This window comes from Flavobacterium movens (genome assembly GCF_039581425.1).
Taxonomy (GTDB): domain Bacteria; phylum Bacteroidota; class Bacteroidia; order Flavobacteriales; family Flavobacteriaceae; genus Flavobacterium; species Flavobacterium luteolum.
Window position 1 is genome coordinate 373,196 of the sequence record NZ_JBCPXY010000003.1, and the last position, 18,643, is coordinate 391,838.

16 protein-coding genes and 1 pseudogene are annotated in these 18,643 nt (G+C 33.7%); 16 read left to right on the forward strand and 1 reads right to left on the reverse strand.

What is annotated here, in order from left to right; all coding sequences use genetic code 11:
- Positions 1–155: 155 nt before the first annotated feature.
- Complete coding sequence (locus AAYQ05_RS08005; RefSeq protein ID WP_343542467.1) at positions 156–953, forward strand: DUF5694 domain-containing protein; 798 nt, start codon at positions 156–158, stop codon at positions 951–953.
- A gap of 347 nt (positions 954–1,300) precedes the next feature.
- Here the strand turns inward: AAYQ05_RS08005 and sucC are convergent, their stop codons facing one another.
- Positions 1,301–2,494 carry an ADP-forming succinate--CoA ligase subunit beta gene (gene sucC / locus AAYQ05_RS08010; protein ID WP_066035083.1) on the reverse strand — a complete coding sequence of 398 codons (1,194 nt, stop codon included), beginning with the start codon at positions 2,492–2,494 and terminating at the stop codon, positions 1,301–1,303.
- A gap of 416 nt (positions 2,495–2,910) precedes the next feature.
- Between sucC and gltB the strand changes: the two genes are divergently transcribed.
- The 15 genes and pseudogenes from gltB to AAYQ05_RS08085 all read left to right on the forward strand — a co-directional run bounded on the left by gltB (position 2,911) and on the right by AAYQ05_RS08085 (position 18,497).
- On the forward strand, positions 2,911–7,428 hold the full coding sequence (gltB, locus tag AAYQ05_RS08015; protein ID WP_343542472.1) for a glutamate synthase large subunit: 4,518 nt from the start codon (positions 2,911–2,913) through the stop codon (positions 7,426–7,428).
- 93 nt (positions 7,429–7,521) lie between these two features.
- Positions 7,522–8,976, forward strand: coding sequence for a glutamate synthase subunit beta (locus AAYQ05_RS08020; protein ID WP_144339285.1), 1,455 nt, complete (start codon positions 7,522–7,524; stop codon positions 8,974–8,976).
- Positions 8,977–9,670: 694 nt separating this feature from the next.
- Positions 9,671–10,897 (forward strand): annotated as a pseudogene (gene lysA / locus AAYQ05_RS08025) (diaminopimelate decarboxylase); the annotation flags it as partial.
- A 357-nt stretch (positions 10,898–11,254) separates the two neighbouring features.
- Positions 11,255–11,569 (forward strand): GIY-YIG nuclease family protein, encoded by a 315-nt coding sequence (locus tag AAYQ05_RS08030; protein ID WP_343542476.1) that lies wholly within the window; start codon positions 11,255–11,257, stop codon positions 11,567–11,569.
- 170 nt (positions 11,570–11,739) lie between these two features.
- A complete protein-coding gene (locus tag AAYQ05_RS08035) occupies positions 11,740–12,135 on the forward strand; it encodes a helix-turn-helix domain-containing protein (RefSeq protein ID WP_343542478.1) in 396 nt (131 codons plus the stop codon).
- A gap of 163 nt (positions 12,136–12,298) precedes the next feature.
- A complete protein-coding gene (locus tag AAYQ05_RS08040) occupies positions 12,299–12,601 on the forward strand; it encodes a hypothetical protein (RefSeq protein WP_343542479.1) in 303 nt (100 codons plus the stop codon).
- A 93-nt stretch (positions 12,602–12,694) separates the two neighbouring features.
- Positions 12,695–13,516 (forward strand): hypothetical protein, encoded by an 822-nt coding sequence (locus AAYQ05_RS08045; RefSeq protein ID WP_343542480.1) that lies wholly within the window; start codon positions 12,695–12,697, stop codon positions 13,514–13,516.
- A gap of 13 nt (positions 13,517–13,529) precedes the next feature.
- Positions 13,530–13,979 carry a hypothetical protein gene (locus AAYQ05_RS08050; RefSeq protein ID WP_343542481.1) on the forward strand — a complete coding sequence of 150 codons (450 nt, stop codon included), beginning with the start codon at positions 13,530–13,532 and terminating at the stop codon, positions 13,977–13,979.
- A 26-nt stretch (positions 13,980–14,005) separates the two neighbouring features.
- Complete coding sequence (locus AAYQ05_RS08055) at positions 14,006–14,473, forward strand: DinB family protein (RefSeq protein WP_343542483.1); 468 nt, start codon at positions 14,006–14,008, stop codon at positions 14,471–14,473.
- A 107-nt stretch (positions 14,474–14,580) separates the two neighbouring features.
- On the forward strand, positions 14,581–14,946 hold the full coding sequence (locus tag AAYQ05_RS08060) for a hypothetical protein (RefSeq protein ID WP_177210499.1): 366 nt from the start codon (positions 14,581–14,583) through the stop codon (positions 14,944–14,946).
- A gap of 37 nt (positions 14,947–14,983) precedes the next feature.
- On the forward strand, positions 14,984–15,346 hold the full coding sequence (locus tag AAYQ05_RS08065) for a hypothetical protein (RefSeq protein ID WP_343542486.1): 363 nt from the start codon (positions 14,984–14,986) through the stop codon (positions 15,344–15,346).
- 237 nt (positions 15,347–15,583) lie between these two features.
- On the forward strand, positions 15,584–16,135 hold the full coding sequence (locus AAYQ05_RS08070; RefSeq protein ID WP_343542487.1) for a hypothetical protein: 552 nt from the start codon (positions 15,584–15,586) through the stop codon (positions 16,133–16,135).
- Between the two features lie 31 nt (positions 16,136–16,166).
- Complete coding sequence (locus tag AAYQ05_RS08075; RefSeq protein ID WP_343542488.1) at positions 16,167–16,640, forward strand: DinB family protein; 474 nt, start codon at positions 16,167–16,169, stop codon at positions 16,638–16,640.
- A 59-nt stretch (positions 16,641–16,699) separates the two neighbouring features.
- Complete coding sequence (locus AAYQ05_RS08080; protein WP_343542489.1) at positions 16,700–17,065, forward strand: hypothetical protein; 366 nt, start codon at positions 16,700–16,702, stop codon at positions 17,063–17,065.
- A gap of 244 nt (positions 17,066–17,309) precedes the next feature.
- Positions 17,310–18,497 carry a hypothetical protein gene (locus AAYQ05_RS08085; protein ID WP_343542491.1) on the forward strand — a complete coding sequence of 396 codons (1,188 nt, stop codon included), beginning with the start codon at positions 17,310–17,312 and terminating at the stop codon, positions 18,495–18,497.
- Positions 18,498–18,643 lie beyond the last annotated feature (146 nt).

An 18,643-nucleotide genomic window follows, 5' to 3' on the forward strand; every position in this document is an offset into this window, starting at 1 on the left:
ATGCTTTTTTAGGGATGAACTATCCAAAACGTTACACGAAATTATTACTATGCAAATTTCATGTGTTTATAAAATGAAATCCTATGTTCATCAAAAACAAAAAATAGAGGTCAAAAGACAGAATACATTTGTCATGAATTTAAAAACAAAACGTCATGCACAAAATTATTTTATTACTAACAATTATTACATTAAACCTAACGTCTGCTCAAACTAAGAAAAAACAGATATTATTGGTTGGAACTTTTCATTACGCTAATCCTGGTCTTGATGTTGCTAAACTAAACAGTTTTGATATCTTGTCTGAGAAAAGCCAAAAGGAACTCGAAATAATGAGTGACAAAATCAAAAAATTTGGTCCCGATAAAATATTTGTAGAATGGGAATTTAACGAACAAGCCGATTTAGATAAGTTTTACAATAAAAACACCGATAGTCTTTTTAAAACTAACAAAAACGAAATAACACAACTGGCACTACGCACAGCTAAAAAACTAAATCATAAAAAATTATACGGAATGAATCTCTACACTTCTTTTCCTTATGACAGTTTAATGATGTCAATGGAAAAAGCAAACCAGCAGGATTTATTGAAAAGAAATAATGAATGGAAAAAAAGGAATGAAAAAGATCATAATGAAAGAATAACAAAAAGCTCGTTACAAGAACTCATGCTACATTACAATAAAAAAGAAACCGAAAATAAAAATATACAATGGTATTTGGAAGTAGCAAATAGAGCTGGAAATCCAGATGATTTTACAGGAGCGCATTTAGTTTCAAATTGGTACAAAAGAAATTTATATATGTATTCTTTAATTCAGAAACTAACTGAAAGCACAGATAATAAAATAATGGTTTTAGTAGGTGCTGGTCATGCTGCATTGATTAGAGAATTTATAACACATGATCCAGAATTTGAAATTATAGATTTGGCGACTGTTTTGAAATAATTCATTTTTAACCGCAACCCCGATAGCTATCGGGAGCAAAGTTTTTTTTTAGCCACAGATTATTAGGATTAAAAGGATTTTAAAAATCTGTGTTAATCTGTATAATCTGTGGCTATCTTTTTAAACAAATAGCTTTGCAAATTTTGTGTATCAAATGATTTTAATTACAAAATCCAATTGTCAAATATAGCCCATAAAATTTTATTGATTTAGCTTTGCGAACTTTGCGTTTATATCCATAATCCTTGACAAAAAAACCTTGCGAACTTTGCGATTAAATAGACTCCTAAAAAAAAATCCCTCCGAAGCACGGAGGGATTTTCTATATAAATTGATTTCTTAATTAATTAAGAAAGAGCAGCTTTAACTTGGTCAGCAGCTTCTTGGAATTGAACTGCAGATAAGATTGGCATACCAGAGTTGTCAATTAATTCTTTTGCAATTTCAGCATTTGTTCCTTGCAAACGAACGATAATTGGCACTTTAATAGCGTCACCCATGTTTTTGTAAGCATCAACAACACCTTGAGCAACACGGTCACAACGAACGATACCTCCAAAGATGTTAATTAAAATAGCTTTTACGTTTGGATCTTTCAAGATAATTCTGAAAGCTGTTTCAACACGTTTAGCATCAGCAGTTCCTCCTACGTCAAGGAAGTTAGCAGGCTCAAAACCAGCGTATTTAATTAAATCCATAGTTGCCATTGCAAGACCAGCTCCGTTTACCATACATCCTACAGTACCGTCAAGGTCAACATAGTTAAGACCAACTTCTTTAGCTTCAACTTCGATTGGATTCTCCTCACGGATATCTCTCATTTCAGCATATTTTGGTTGTCTGTATAAAGCGTTATCGTCGATGTTAACTTTAGCATCAACAGCTAAGATTTTGTTATCAGAAGTTTTTAAAACTGGGTTGATTTCAAACATAGAAGCATCAGAACCAATGTAAGCATTGTAAAGTGCGTCGATGAATTTAACCATTTCTTTGAAAGCATTTCCAGAAAGCCCTAAGTTAAAAGCAATTCTTCTAGCTTGGAAACCTTGTAATCCAACAGATGGATCAATTTCTTCAGTAAAGATTAAGTGTGGAGTGTGCTCAGCAACTTCTTCGATATCCATTCCACCTTCAGTAGAATACATGATCATGTTGCGTCCAGTACCTCTATTCAATAAAACAGAAACATAAAATTCAGAAGTTTCGCTTTCACCTGGATAGTAAACATCTTCTGCAACTAATACCTTATTTACTTTTTTACCTTCAGGCGGAGTCTGAGGTGTAATCAACTGCATTCCGATGATTTGTTCTGCTAACTCTTCAACTTGTTGTAAGTTTTTTGCCAGCTTAACTCCACCACCTTTTCCACGACCACCTGCGTGAATTTGTGCTTTTATTACATGCCATCCTGTACCAGTTTCGGCAGTTAATTGTTTTGCAGCAGCTACAGCTTCAACCGCATTGTTAGCCACAATTCCGCGTTGTACGCGTACTCCGTAACTCGCTAAAATTTCTTTTCCTTGATATTCGTGTATGTTCATAATATAGAATTTGTCTGGTTCTGAATTTATTTCAGAATAAAAGTGCGACAAAAGTAACAAAATACAACTTAATAGTAAAATCTTTTTCAATTAAATAAATGTTATATATAGGTATTAGGCGTTGATAATTTTTCAAAGCAAACAAATCGTTAACGGAACAATTTGTTAATGTTAACACAATTCACATAAAACGTTTGATATTTAACAAAAAATTCATTGGTTTTATTGGCCTGCCGACGATTTTTCCTAATATATTTTAAGAGTAATTATATTTTTAGCAATTCGGGATGCCTTATATAATAATATTAATAATTAAGAATGCTTTTTCTAATATTACAGCAAAAATGAAAGCAAAAACACTATTTCAATACATTATGTTTAATGAAATCTTTATTTTTGTAAAAAAAATATCAAGAATGAGAGTTAAAGAACAAGGGCTTTATCTGCCTGAATTTGAACACGACAATTGTGGTGCAGGATTTATTTGTAATTTGAATGGTATTAAGTCAAATGATATTATTCACAAAGCATTAGACATCTTAATTAAATTGGAACATCGTGGTGCCGTAAGTTCTGATGGAAGAACTGGTGACGGAGCCGGAATTTTATTCGACATTCCTCATGATTTTTTTAAGAAAGTATGTGACTTTGAAATCCCAGAAGCGCGTGAGTATGCAGTAGGAATGGTTTTTTTACCAAAAAGCAAAAACCAAGTTTCTTTTTGTATTAATGCATTTGAAGCAACTATCAAAGACCAAAACTTAAAAGTTTTAGGTTGGAGAGATGTACCTGTTGACGTTGAAAATCTAGGTGAAATTGCCGCAGAAAAAGAACCAACAATTAAACAAGTTTTCGTTTCTAAAAACGGACAAGATTTAACTGAACAAGAATTTAATGCAAAACTTTTTGCAGCTAGAAAAATTGCTGAACATGCAGTGAGAGGATCTAAAACCTCAGAAAGCCACATGTTTTATTTTACTAGTTTATCGACAACTACTATAATATATAAAGGTCTATTGATGCCAGAAGACATCAGCCGTTATTATATAGATTTGAAAGATCCAGACTTGGTGACGCGTTTAGCGCTTGTACACCAGCGTTTCTCTACAAATACATTCCCATCTTGGGACTTAGCTCAACCATTTAGATACATGTGTCACAATGGTGAGATCAATACACTTCGTGGAAACGTAAGCCGTATGCGTGCTCGTGAAGAGCTTATGCAAAGTAAAGTTTTCGGAGAAGACATTAAAAAATTATTCCCAATTATCTTAGAAGGAAAATCAGATTCTGCTTCTATGGATATGGTGGTTGAACTTTTATTAATGACCGGCCGTTCTCTTCCAGAGGCAATGATGATGGTAGTTCCTGAAGCTTGGGAAAAACACCAAACAATGTCTCCAGAGAAAAGAGCTTTCTATGAGTACAATGCTTGTATCATGGAGCCTTGGGATGGACCTGCTTCTATTCCGTTTACAGATGGAAACGTAATTGGTGCTTTGTTAGACAGAAACGGATTGCGTCCTTCTCGTTATACATTAACGAAAAGCGGATTCGTAATTATGTCATCTGAAATTGGTGTATTAGACATCGATCCAGAAGATGTAATTCAGCATGGTCGTTTAGAGCCAGGAAAAATGTTCTTAGTTGATATGAATGAAGGTCGTATCATCGAAGACGAGGAAGTTAAAAAAGCAATCGTTACAAAACGTCCATACAAACAATGGGTTGATGAAAACTTATTGCCATTAGCTAGTGTTCCTTACACAAACAACCCTACTCCTGTTGAAAAATTAGATTTCTTGACAAGACAGCGTTTGTTTGGATATACAATTGAAGATTTAAAAACGATCATCAACCCAATGGGAAGCGACGGAGCTGAAGCAATCAGTTCTATGGGTAATGATACACCTTTGGCAGTTCTTTCAGATCAGCCTCAGTTGTTGTACAATTACTTCAAACAATTGTTTGCTCAGGTTACTAACCCACCGTTGGATGGTATTCGTGAAGAAATTATTACTGATATCAGTTTAGCGATTGGTGGAGATTTCAATATTTTCGAAATCGAATCTAAACAATGTAAAAAATTAAAAATCCAGAATCCGGTTATTTCTAACGAGGATTTGGATAAAATCAGAAATATCGATCACGCAGATTTCAAATCGGCTACTATTTCTACTTTATACAAAATAGAAAAAGGAGTTAACGGTTTAGAAAGAGCGCTTGAGAAATGCGTTCAGGCAACTTTTAAAGCGGTTAATGAAGGATGCAACATCATTATCTTGTCTGATAGAGGTGTAAGCGAAGAATTAGCTCCAATTCCTATGTTATTGGCTTGTTCTTACATTCACCACTCATTAAACATTTTACAAGTTCGTTCTAAATTCGGAATCATCATCGAATCTGCTGAACCACGTGAACCTCATCATTTTGCTTTATTGTTCGGATATGGCGCAAGTGCAATCAACCCTTACATGGTAAATGAAATCATTCACGATCAAGTTGAAAAAGGTTTCATTACAAAAGTAAAAGCAGATTATGCAGTTGTTAATTACAACAAAGCGATTGCAAAAGGAATCGTGAAAATCATGAACAAAATTGGTATCTCTACTTTACATTCATATAGAGCTGCTCAGATTTTCGAGATTTTAGGTTTAAACAAAACATTTACATCTAAATACTTCCCTTACACGCCATCAAGAATTGAAGGAATTGGTTTAATGGAAGTAGAAAAAGAGGTTAAAAAACGTTTCCAAAAAGCTTTCCCAAATTCAAAAATTGCAAACTTGCTTTCTCTTGAAATTGGAGGTATTTACAGATGGAGACGTGGTGGTGAAAAACACATGTTCAACCCAACCACTATTTCTAAATTACAGCAAGCGGTTCGTTTAAACAGCCCTGAAAGTTATAAAGAATACTCTAATGCCGTTAATGAGCAAAGCTCAAACTTAATGACCATTAGAGGTTTATTTGAATTCAACAACTTAGATCCAATTTCTATTGACGAAGTAGAACCTTGGACAGAAATTGTAAAGAAATTCAAAACTGGAGCAATGTCTTATGGTTCTATCAGCCAAGAAGCGCATGAGAACTTAGCAATTGCAATGAACAGAATTGGTGGAAAAAGTAACTCTGGAGAAGGTGGAGAAGATCCAAGACGTTTCCAGAAAGAAATTAACGGAGATTCTAGAAATTCTGCTATCAAACAAGTTGCTTCAGGACGTTTTGGTGTTTCGATCAACTATTTGACAAATGCTAAAGAAATCCAAATCAAAATGGCTCAGGGAGCAAAACCTGGTGAAGGTGGACAGTTGCCTGGAGAAAAAGTTGTGCCTTGGATTGCTGAAACTAGAAACTCTACACCTTATGTAGGTTTGATTTCGCCTCCTCCTCACCACGATATTTACTCTATTGAGGATTTATCTCAGTTGATTTACGACTTGAAAAACGCAAACCGTGAAGCTCGTATTAACGTAAAATTAGTTTCTGAAGTTGGAGTTGGAACCATCGCTGCCGGTGTTGCCAAAGCAAAAGCTGACGTTATCCTTATTTCAGGTTATGACGGAGGAACGGGAGCTGCTCCATTAACATCTTTACAGCACACAGGTATTCCATGGGAACTTGGTTTAGCTGAAGCGCAGCAAACTTTGATCTTAAACGATTTAAGAAGCCGTGTAGTTTTAGAGTGTGACGGACAGTTAAAAACAGGTCGTGATGTTGCCATTGCTGCCTTATTAGGAGCTGAGGAATTCGGTTTTGCAACGGCTCCGCTTGTAGCTTCTGGATGTATCATGATGAGAGCTTGTCACTTAAATACTTGCCCAGTTGGTATTGCAACTCAGGATCCTGAATTGAGAAAAAATTTCAAAGGAACTCCAGAGCACGTAATCAACTTCATGTATTTCATTGCTGAAGAGTTAAGAGAAATCATGGCGCAGTTAGGTTTCAGAACTTTAAAAGAAATGGTAGGTCAGTCACAAAAATTAAATGTGAACAAAGCTATCAAACATTATAAAGCAAATGGTTTAGACTTGTCTACAATTCTATACAAACCGGAAAAAGCGAAAACAGAGCCAAATCATAATACAACTACTCAAGATCACCAACTTGAAAACGTATTGGATTTTGACATCATCAAAGAAGCGATTCCGTCTATCTATAGAAAAGAGAAAACAAGAGTAACTTTTAAAATTAAAAATACAGACCGTTCTGTAGGTGCTATTTTGAGTAACGAAATCTCAAAAATCTACGGCGCACAAGGATTACCTGATGACACTATTTTAGTTGATTTTGAAGGTTCTGCTGGACAAAGTTTTGGTGCTTTTGCAACAAACGGATTGTCATTTAAAATTCACGGAAACTGTAATGATTATTTAGGAAAAGGTCTTTCTGGAGGAAAATTAATTGTAAAAGTACCTCCTACTGCGACTTTCAACCCTGAAGACAATATCATTATTGGAAACGTTGCCCTTTACGGAGCTATTACCGGAGAGGCTTATATTAATGGAATGGCCGGAGAGCGTTTCTGTGTAAGAAATTCTGGAGCAACAGCAGTTGTGGAAGGAATTGGAGATCACGGATGCGAGTACATGACTGGTGGTACAGTAGTAGTTTTAGGAAAAACAGGAAGAAACTTCGCAGCTGGTATGAGCGGTGGTGTAGCTTATGTTTACGATCCAAATAAGAAATTCGACGCAACAGTTTGCAACATGGAAATGGTTGCATTCGATCCAATGGAAGAAGAAGATCTTACGAAACTAAGAAAACTGATCAAAAATCACTCGTTGTACACAAGCAGTCCATTAGCAAAAAGAATTTTAGCAGACTGGGAAAACCAACAACAGCACTTCGTAAAAGTAATGCCAACTGATTACAAAAAAGCATTGAAACGAATTGCAGAAGAAAAACAAATAGAAGAATTAATAGCTAATTAAGAGGTTCTGAGATACAAAGGTGCAGAGGTGCTAAGTTTTTTTTAACTCACCTCTCACATTTTACAACTCACAACTAAATTTATTAAAAATGTCATGGGTAAAATAGGCGGATTTAAAGAATATAACAGAGCCGACGAAAGTAATTTAGCAGTAGCAGAACGTGTTTCTAACTACAACGAATTTACTATTCCGGTACCAAAAGATAAATTAAAAGAACAAGGATCAAGATGTATGGACTGTGGAATTCCTTTTTGCCACAGTGGTTGTCCGTTAGGAAATTTAATTCCTGACTTCAACGACATGGTGCATCAGGAAGAATGGCAGAGTGCATTAGAGATTTTACAATCTACTAATAACTTCCCTGAATTTACAGGACGCTTATGCCCTGCTCCATGTGAGAAATCATGTGTATTAGGAATCATCAAAGATCCGGTTTCTATCGAAAACATCGAAAAAAGCATCGTTGAAAGAGGTTTCGCTGAAGGATGGATCAAACCACAGCCACCAAAAAAGAGAACTGGAAAAACGGTTGCTGTCATTGGTTCAGGACCTGCAGGTCTTGCAGCGGCTCAGCAATTAAACAGAGCGGGGCACACGGTTACTGTTTTTGAAAGAGACAACGCAATTGGAGGTTTATTACGTTACGGAATTCCGAATTTCAAATTAGAAAAAGGAATTATCGACCGCCGTGTTGCTATTCTTGAAGCAGAAGGAATCACTTTCAAAACTGATGTAAATGTTGGTGTAAACTTTAGTGTTGAAGAATTAAACGCATTCGATTCTATCGTTTTATGCGGAGGAGCAACTGAAAGAAGAAGCTTGCCAACTAAAGGTATCGAAAGCAAAGGCGTTGTACAGGCAATGGATTTCTTGACACAGCAGACTAAAGTTTTATACGGAGAATCAATTCCAGATCAGGTTAAAGCAACTGGTAAAGATGTAATCGTTATTGGTGGTGGAGATACTGGTTCTGACTGTATTGGAACTTCAAACAGACATGGAGCTAAATCGGTAACTAACTTTGAGATTTTACCAAAACCTCCAGTTGGAAGAAGCGAGTCAACTCCTTGGCCTTTCTGGCCGTTGCAGTTGAAAACATCTTCTTCTCACGAAGAAGGTTGCGACAGAAACTGGTTGATCAACACTAAAGAATTCATTTCTAACGATAAAGGCGAATTAACTGGATTAAAAACAGTTGAAGTGCAATGGAAAATGACTCCAGGTCAGCGTCCAGAATTAATCGAAAAAGAAGGTTCTGAGAAAATCTGGCCTTGCGATTTAGCTTTATTGGCTCTTGGATTTACAGGTCCTGAGAAAACATTAAGCGAGCAATTAGGAATCGAAACTGATATGAGAAGCAACTACAAAGCGCATAACTATCAGACAAACGTTCCTCACATTTTCACTGCAGGTGATATGAGAAGAGGACAATCATTAATCGTGTGGGCTATTTCAGAAGGTCGCGAAGCAGCAAGAGAAGTAGATTTATTCTTAATGGGATCTACAAACTTGCCTACTAAAGGAAAAGGAGATTTACCGAGCTTATAATTTAAGGTTCTGAGGTTCTAAGATGGTAAGGTTCTAAGTTTTTTTTTCCTTGCATTTTATTAAATCTTTTATTCCGATAACAACATAACTACTAACAAACCCTTGAATTTATATTCAGGGGTTTTGTTTTTTTTAGCCACAGATTTCACAGATTAATTGGATTTTTTCTCGCCACGACCCGAGCGATAGCGAACTGGCGAAGCAATTGCACAAATTTTCACTAATTTTTCTCTTCTCTTTGGTTTCTATATTCAAATATAGCCCGTGGTTTCAACCACGGGGACGCAATATATGATTACGCACAATCTATAACGTTTCCCGTAGTTGAAACCACGGGCTATGTTTTGGGCATTTTGTGAAAAATCTAAAATTAAAAAATTGTGTAATTCGCGTAATTACTTCGCCAGTTCGCTATCGCTCGGGTCGTGGCAAACAAAAAATAATCTGTGCAAATCATTTTAATCTGTGGCAAAAAACAATTTCAAGAGCATTTAAGAAAAAGTTAATTCGCGAATTCGCGACAAAAAACCTTTGTATCTTTGCACCTCTGCCCCTTTGAACCTCCTACCACGTTATAAAATTACAAAAACAGCAACTTTTTGTTCAAAATAAAACAATTTGTTATAATTTGTTATTTTTCTGCAAATTATTTGCTGATAGATAAAAGTGTAATAACTTTGCCCAAAATGATTTAAAAATGCAAGCAAAAGATTTACTGCAGTTAGCAGACCAATTTGGAAGTCCATTGTATGTTTACGATGCTGAAAAAATCCAATCTCAGTACAACAGATTAACTAAAGCTTTCTCTAAGGTAGAAAACTTAAGAGTTAATTACGCCATGAAGGCATTGTCAAACGTTGCGATTCTACAGTTATTAAAGAACATGGGGTCTGGTTTAGACACTGTATCAATTCAGGAAGTTTTATTAGGACTTCATGCTGGCTATGAACCCGAAAGAATTTTCTTTACACCAAACGGCGTTTCTTTAGAAGAAATCGAAGAAGTTGCCGCAATGGGTGTACAAATCAATATCGACAATTTATCTATTTTAGAGCAATTCGGAACAAAACATCCACATATTCCGGTATGTATTCGTATCAACCCACACGTAATGGCGGGCGGAAACGCTAACATTTCTGTTGGACATATCGATAGTAAATTCGGAATTTCTGTACACCAGATTCCGCATATCTTGCGAATTGTGGAAAACACAAAAATGAGCATTGTCGGAATTCACATGCACACAGGATCTGATATTTTAGATATTGAAGTATTCTTATATGCTGCTGAAATCTTATTTGATACAGCTAAACATTTCAAAGATTTACAATTCTTAGATTTCGGAAGCGGATTCAAAGTTCCTTACAAAAAAGACGATATCGAAACAGACATTGAAGAATTAGGCAAAAAATTATCTAAAAGATTCAATGCTTTCTGTGCAGAATATGGCAGAGATTTGACTCTTATTTTCGAACCAGGAAAATTCTTGGTGAGCGAAGCAGGTCATTTCTTAGTAAAAGTAAACGTAGTAAAACAAACAACTTCAACAGTTTTTGCAGGAATCGATAGTGGTTTCAACCATTTAATTCGTCCAATGTTTTACGGGTCTTCGCACCATATTGAAAACATCTCGAATCCAAAAGGAAAAGAGCGTTTTTACTCAGTTGTAGGATACATTTGCGAAACGGATACTTTCGCGAATAACCGCAGAATCGCTGAAATCACAGAAGGTGACATCTTAGAGTTCAGAAACGCTGGAGCATATTGTTTCTCAATGTCTTCAAACTACAACTCAAGATACAAACCAGCCGAAGTTCTTTGGATGAACGGTCAAGGAATCTTGATTCGTCAAGCTGAAACATTTGAAGATTTACTTAAAAATCAAATCCCGTTGCCACAAGAAATTGCTGCTACGGTTTAACAATAGAAAAAAAGAGAATATCAATTGTTGAAATCCCGTTCCCGAAAGGTGAACGGGATTTTTTTTACTCAATCTTGTCATTTCGAGGGACGAGAAATCTTCACAAGAAACTCCGTAAAGAGAGTTACTTCACACCAGTTTGTCATTTCGACGAAGGAGACTCGAGCGATAGCGAACAGGCGAAGCAAATCCTCGCAAGTAGCTCTACAAAAAAAGTCAAAACACACATAACGAAACCACCAAGTTTGTCATTTCGACGTAAGGAGAAATCTTCGCAAGAAACTCCACCAAGCATATAAAACCCATTACAAAAGAAAGAAAAATCTTAAACAATTATTTATCTTTAGCCGAAAAAAAATGCATCAACAAGAAGGCTATCACACATACTACATATACATCCTAACAAACAAATACAAAACCGTTTTCTACACAGGAGTCACAAATAATTTAAAAATCCGTTTAAGCCAGCACAAAGAACACAATACAACGGGAAACAAAACTTTTACCGCAAAATACAATGCTACTTATTTGTTGTACTACGAAAAATTTACTTGGATTCAAGAAGCAATTGCTCGTGAAAAAGAAGTAAAAGACTGGCGAAGAGAGAAGAAAATTGAATTAATAAAAACCATTAATCCTGATTTGGATTTTCTGAATTATTTATTTGAATGATCTGTTTCCAATCTTTGCGGAGCTACTTGCGAAGATTTCTCCTTCGTCGAAATGACAAGATTAAGGATAATTGCAACTGTAAATAGAAAATTGAATTATTAAATCTTACCTCAGAAAAATCATATATTTACTCTTCAATAAAATCAAAAATTTTAAATACCTTTGAAATTATGAGCACAACATCAAAACCAAAACATATCGGCAGAAACATTAGCCGAATCAGAGAGCTTAAAGGTATGAAGCAGGAAGCGCTTGCAATTGCAATTGGTTTAAGCCAGCAAACTGTTTCTAACATTGAAGCAAGTGAAACTGTAGATGAAGAAAGACTTATCGAAATTGCAAAAGCTTTAGGAGTAACTAAAGAAGCAATTGAAAATTTTTCAGAAGAATCTGTTTTTAATTTTTTTAATAACTTTCACGATCATAGCTCTATTAGTGGTGCACAAGGAATTAATAATAATTGCACTTTCAATCCACTTGATAAAGTTGTAGAACTTTACGAGCGTTTGGTTCAAGCTGAAAAAGACAAAGTGGAATATTTAGAAAAATTACTAAAAGGAAAATAATTCCTTAGAAATATAAATTTTACAAAAGCACAGAGATTTACTTTGTGCTTTTTTTAAGCCCAGAAACAAAATGTCATATCTTCTTCTTGCCCTTTTTATTGTCTTATTAAATTGCTATATTTTTTATTTTCTAAAACCTGAAAATGGGTTAAAAAAAATACTTTTGTATGCATTAGTTTATTTTGTAATTGCAATAGTTTTTACCAAAATTTATACTTTACTAAACATCGAAGAAATGCCAAATGGTTTTGCCTTTTTTATCCTTTTAATGTTTAGCTGGTCAATCGTATTAATGCATTTTTTAAAAACCTTAAATAACAGAAGAGTAAATATTGCAAAACAATTACAGATAGAAAACAATAAACTTATTAATTCTTCTGCTTATCTCACACTTATTACGGTCTCTATAACTGCCTTTCAATTGTATTTAATTTTATCAAAAACGATTAATGTTTTTAGAAATTAGTTCGAATTGTAAAATTAAACTTGGCAAATAAAAAAAAACATTCAAAGTTTTAAAAGTAAAACAGCTTTTTAACTCTAATAAACCATCACTTCAATGAAAAAAATTTTACTTGTCGGATTACTTTTTTTTGCAATATCAAATGTTACAGCTCAAAGTAAATTTACTTTAGAAGAATCATTCTCAAATTACGACATTAAGTACGAAAAAAAAAGTAAAGATTGTGAATATAAAATCTACGTAGACAGTATTGGCACAACAAAATATACTCTCTTTTTAATTAAACTACCTAGCGGAAATAATTTTAAAAATACACATTCGGTATTGGTTTATAATGAACTTGACAGGAAGTCAACTTACTTTTTTCCAAAAGAAGAAAATAAAACTTCAAATTTAGATACCATATCTATAGTAGTCAAAAGTTTAATTTCTCAAAATTTTAAGCCCAAAAAAGATATTACTTTATTGGATAAAAACCTGAATAGCCAAATAATAAGTCAAGCTAATAGTAAAATTGCAGATTTAGTAAATAAAAATTATAAAAAATTCGCATTTTCATTGCATCCGTTTACGCTAAAAGGGCAAAACTATAATGAAGCAGGTCAGAAATTACAGGATGATTTTCTGCAAAGCAAAATAAACCTTACCTATTTAAAAGGAAAGTCTGTTGTTACATCTCAAATAATCAATCATAATCAGCAACTAGAATGTCTGATGAAATGGGAACTTGATGTAAAAGCTGATAATCAGAATCAAAAATTGGTCTGGAATATTTTAGCAACTTCTATTGACGATGGCAAAAATTGGTTTTTTACAGAGTTTGGAAATAAAGAAGGTCTAGAAATTTTGGCAAATGATAAATTTATAAAACTGAATAAAATAATAATTTCTAAAATTACTCTCAATAGTTTTAAATAATCCCCGAAAAGCAATGAAACCTACAATCCTACTATCAACATTATTACTATTATTTGCAACCAATTTATTCAGCCAGACCTTAGCCGATTTAAAACTAAAACCAAAAGAAATTCCGAAAGGCTATACACCAAACGACGGTAATATTTGTGTGTCACCTCAGGCTTGTAATTTTTATACTGATATTGAAACCTACAGCAATATTGTTGGAACTGTAAAAAGTAAAGCCATTCAAAGTTTTAAAAACAAAGGTGACAAAGGCTCTATTATGTATTTTGAATTTGATCATGTTTTTAAAGGCGATCGTTTTCTGCAAGGTTTATTGTGGGGAAAAGCTGGCGAACCAACAGACGAACATCCGGAAGAATATGTTGTAAAAGGAAAATTTCTAATCATTTGGAGTTTGAAAGCCGATAGTCCGCTAAAAGAAAAATCGGAAACCAAAATAGAAACGCTTTTGCCATAAAATAAACTTGAATAACGTTGCAAAACATGACCAAAACATACAGACAAGGCGCAATTGGAGCTTTACTCGATGAATACGAAAGAGCGATTTTAGATTTAAGTAAAACAATCTCATCTTTTAATGACACAGCACTTACGGCAACAATCAATGATGTATCAGTTCAATCGATACTGGCGCATGTAGTTCGTTCTGGATATGCTTATGCTTTGTATGTTCAAAAATTATTAGGAGAGCAAAATGAAGTTCCTAATCTTGTGTACAGAGATACTATTTCTGATTATCAAAATGATCTAACTGCTTTTTTTGTTTTCACAGAAAATGTGCTTAAAAATTTCAACGACAGTCAATTAGAAGAATCAGACAATGCAAAAAAAATAGTAACTTCTTGGGGACAAGTTTATGATATTGAACAAATGATGGAACATGCAATTGTACATATCTTACGTCATAGAAGGCAAATTGAAAAATTCAAAATTGAGCTTGAAACTAAATAATCAAAAAAGTTTGTTAATCTTGATCTATGAAGTTCACAGACTTCATCTGGCATTCATCATTTAGTAGTATCTTCGTGTATAAAAAAAATCATCCTAAAAATATCAAAATGAAACCACAAGTACGAATCCTAATTTATTCTATTCTTTTCTTTTTATACCTTACTTCTACGCATTTTTTTCTTGAATTAAATGAGAAATTTAAAGGTGATGGTTTTGTAACTTTAGGAGTTGGCTTTGGTATTCTAAATCTTATTTATGCTTTTACAGCCCTAAAATGGAAACCTCTGCTTAATGTACTTTGCGCTGTCGGAATTGCCGCTTTAGCTATGTTTTTGGCCTTACAGTTTACCAATTTGCATCTGCTCGTAAATTACGATCCGTATCAGGTTAAAACTGCCATTTTTGCCAATGCTGTTTTCTCAATTATCTTTTGGGAAATTGTATATCAGGTGAAGATTAGAAAATCTAAATAATTTTTTGAAATTTTACTAAAAAAAGCAAAAAGCAAAAATGAAATTAAAAGCTAGAATCTTCATTTATTTGACAATGCTTATAGTGTATTTTTTTGCTGCTCCCTTTTTATTTGAACTTTCCGATAGATTAAATAGTGATTTTTTTATTACTGTAAGTTTTGGATATATATTCTTAAATATTATTTATGCTTGTTTTGTTTTGAAATGGAGCTTATTATTAAATATTATTTGTTCGTTCCTAATTGCATTTTTAAGTGTATTTTTAGCTATAAAAGCAGGAGAAATGCTTTTGTTTAGAACATTCACTGAGAATGTCCAAACTGCCATTTTTGCTAATGCTGTTTTCTCAATTATCTTTTGGGAAATTGTATATCAGGTTAAGATCAGAAAGTCTAAATAAATATATTTTAAGTTGCCTCCAGCTTTAGCTGGAGGTGCATAAAAAGTCTCGGAAGGGCTTTAGCCAAATCAAAAAATTTCGGCTAAAGCCCTTTCTTTCCAACACACACTACCTCCAGCTAAAGCTGGAGGCAATTCATAATATGATTTGTAAGGATAATATTCAATAGTTCGCAAAACCATATATTTTCGTACGTAATTTTTTATATTAGCATTTTAAAATTTATCTAAGCCTAATATGAAAATTAGAACTCTACTCTTTTTGTCTGTACTTACTATTTCTTGTAAAAAAGAAGTAAAAACAGAAACTTCTAAAATTGCTCCAAAAGATTCTTTGAAAGTAACTGAAAAGAAAGAACCAGAAACACAAAAAGCAGATACGATTGTGTTATCTACAAAACATAAAACCAATAAAATCTTATGTGATCTTGACGGAGATAATTTAGATGAAACTGTTGAAATTTTCAGAAGTACCAAAAATGATAAAAGCGGTCTAAAAATAACTTTTGGAAACGGAAAAAGAACTGATTATTTAGGCTTTGGAAATGATATTTTAGCACAAGGTTTTGATGAAATTGATTGGGCTGGAATATTTGAAAAAGCGCCCAAAAATGAGGTTTATTTTGAAAATGTAAATGAAGACGGAGAAATCATTGGCGAAGAACAAGTTGCAGAAGAAGACAAAATAAAACTTCCAAACGACGGAATCTTTATTCATGCCGATGAAAGTTGCGGCGGTGGTGTTATTTATTTGAAAAACGGAAAATACGAGTGGATTCAGCAGGAATAAACTCTTTATAGTAACTCCTAAATTATGAAATATGAAAAGTGCGACAGAAATTGCCAATCGGTTTAGAGAAGTCATTTTAGACGGAACTTGGATTGCAAACACCAATTTTAAAGATCAGCTCGAGAATCTAGATTGGAAAATTGCAGTTAGTCCAATAAAGAACTTAAATACAATTGCTGTTCTGGCTCAGCATATTCATTATTACATTAAGGGACTTAATGAGGTTTTTAAAGGTGGAACTTTGGATATAAAAGACAAATTTAGTTTTGATTTTCCGCCAATTCATTCGCAAGAACAATGGAATGTCTTTTTAAATAGATTCTGGAATGATGCCGAAGAATTTGCTTCACTAATAGAACAAATGCCCGATAAAAAACTCGATGAAGTTTTTGTAGATGCCAAATACGGAACTTATAAAAGAAATATCGAAGCCATGATTGAACATAGCTATTATCATTTAGGGCAGATAGTTTTGATTAAAAAACAGCTTAACAACTTAACATAAATTTCCTTTTCAAATCATTAAAAGTCATTAAATTAGAATTCAACTTTAAAATTTTAAAAATGAAGAAATTAATTGCAGCATTCGTCTTTTTAATCGGTTTATCTGTTTCCGCTCAAACTTCTAAAGAACTAATCGGGAAATGGCAATTGGTAAAATGGACCAAAAACGGAAAAGAAAAAAGCATTGAAAAACGTTTTAAAACAGATCAGGTTTTTCAGGTTTTTAAAGAAAATGGCGATTTTGAAAGTGTTATTGGAGAAGAATCACACAAAGCAAAATGGAAACTATCTAAAGACAATTCTCAACTTACAATTATTTCTGTTATACTTCCAGTTGTGTTTACTATAAACTCTTTTGACAGTCAAAAAAGGGTCATAACAAATCCTGAAGTGGGTACTTTTGAATATAAAAAGATCTCTGAATAAATTAGTTTTATTTCACATTTCTTCTGAAAAACAAAAGTTCTAATCTAGCCCCGATGGAAGCGGTATCTCCCGATTTAGAAAAACAAGGCTATTTCAGCCGTAGTTTTTGTTTATCGGGAATTTAGCGGACAGCGGGACTAAACGTTCTTATGAAAATAGCTTTTTCTGCTCCTTAAATAAATTAGAAAAAGGCATAGTTGTTGAAAGTTAAATAAAATATATTTGCAACTTCAAAAAACACACTATGCAAAAAATTACTTTTCTAGTTTCTATATTGTTTTTAGCCCTTTCTTCTTGCGGCGTAAAAACAACACAATCAATGCTTAGCGATGGAAATTATGACGGTGCTATTGATCGCGCGGTTGAGGCACTTCGTACCAAAAAAGATTCTAAAGGAAAACAAGATTATGTTTATCTGCTTGAAGAAGCTTTTGCAAAAGCCAAAGATCGCGATTTGCGTAATTTGGAAATGCTGAATAAGGAAAACAATCCAGCAAACGCTGAACGTATCTACAATACTTATGTGCAGCTAAATAATCGTCAAGAAAAAATTAGACCGATTTTGCCTCTGCCTTTATTAAAGCTGGGAAGAAATGCAAATTTTCCGTTTGATAATTATTCGAATGAGATTGTAAACAGTAAAAATGCGCTTTCGAAGTATTTATATGAAAATGCGTCGACACTTTTAAAATCAAACAACAAATTGGATTTCAGAAAAGCATACGACGATTTTGCTTATTTAAAAAGCATTAATCCTGGCTACAAAAACACCAAAAAACTGATGGACGATGCTCAGTTTAAAGGAACTGATTTTGTAGATGTTTATGCCAAAAACGAAACCGAAATGGTGATTCCGAAAATGCTTCAGGAAGATTTATTAGATTTTAAAACCTACGGTTTGAACGATAAATGGACAGTTTACCATAGCGCAAGACAAAAAAATGTAACGTACGATTATAGTCTGATTTTGAGTTTCAGACAAATTGCGATTTCGCCAGAACAAATTAAAGAGAAAGAATTTGTTAAGGAAAGACAAGTTAAAGATGGTGTAAAAACGCTTTTGGACAGCCGCGGAAGACCTGTAAAGGATAGTTTAGGCAAAGAAATTAAAGTGGATAATTATAAAACACTTCGCGCAACAGTTTACGAATTCAGACAATTTAAGTCTTGTCTGGTAACGGCAAAAGTTGATTATATCGATTTAAAAAGCAATCAGCTGGTGCAGACTTTCCCGATAAGCAGCGAATATGTTTTCGAAAATATTTATTCGACTTACAAAGGAAACAGAGGCGCTTGCGATGATAACTATCTTGGATATTTTGACAAACGCGCTGTTGCGTTTCCAAACAACGAACAGATGGTTTATGATACAGGTGAAGATCTGAAAGCTAAGCTGAAAGATATCATTGTAAAAAATAAATTTAGACGGTAATTATATAACATGATTATAAAGAAAAAGGCGCATTTTTGATGTGCCTTTTTTTTTGCTTTAAACTTTTTCATTAAAAAAAATGTCTTTTTGAATTGTGCAACCAAAAAGTTGCGTATATTTGCAACTTATTAGTTGCGAATAAATAT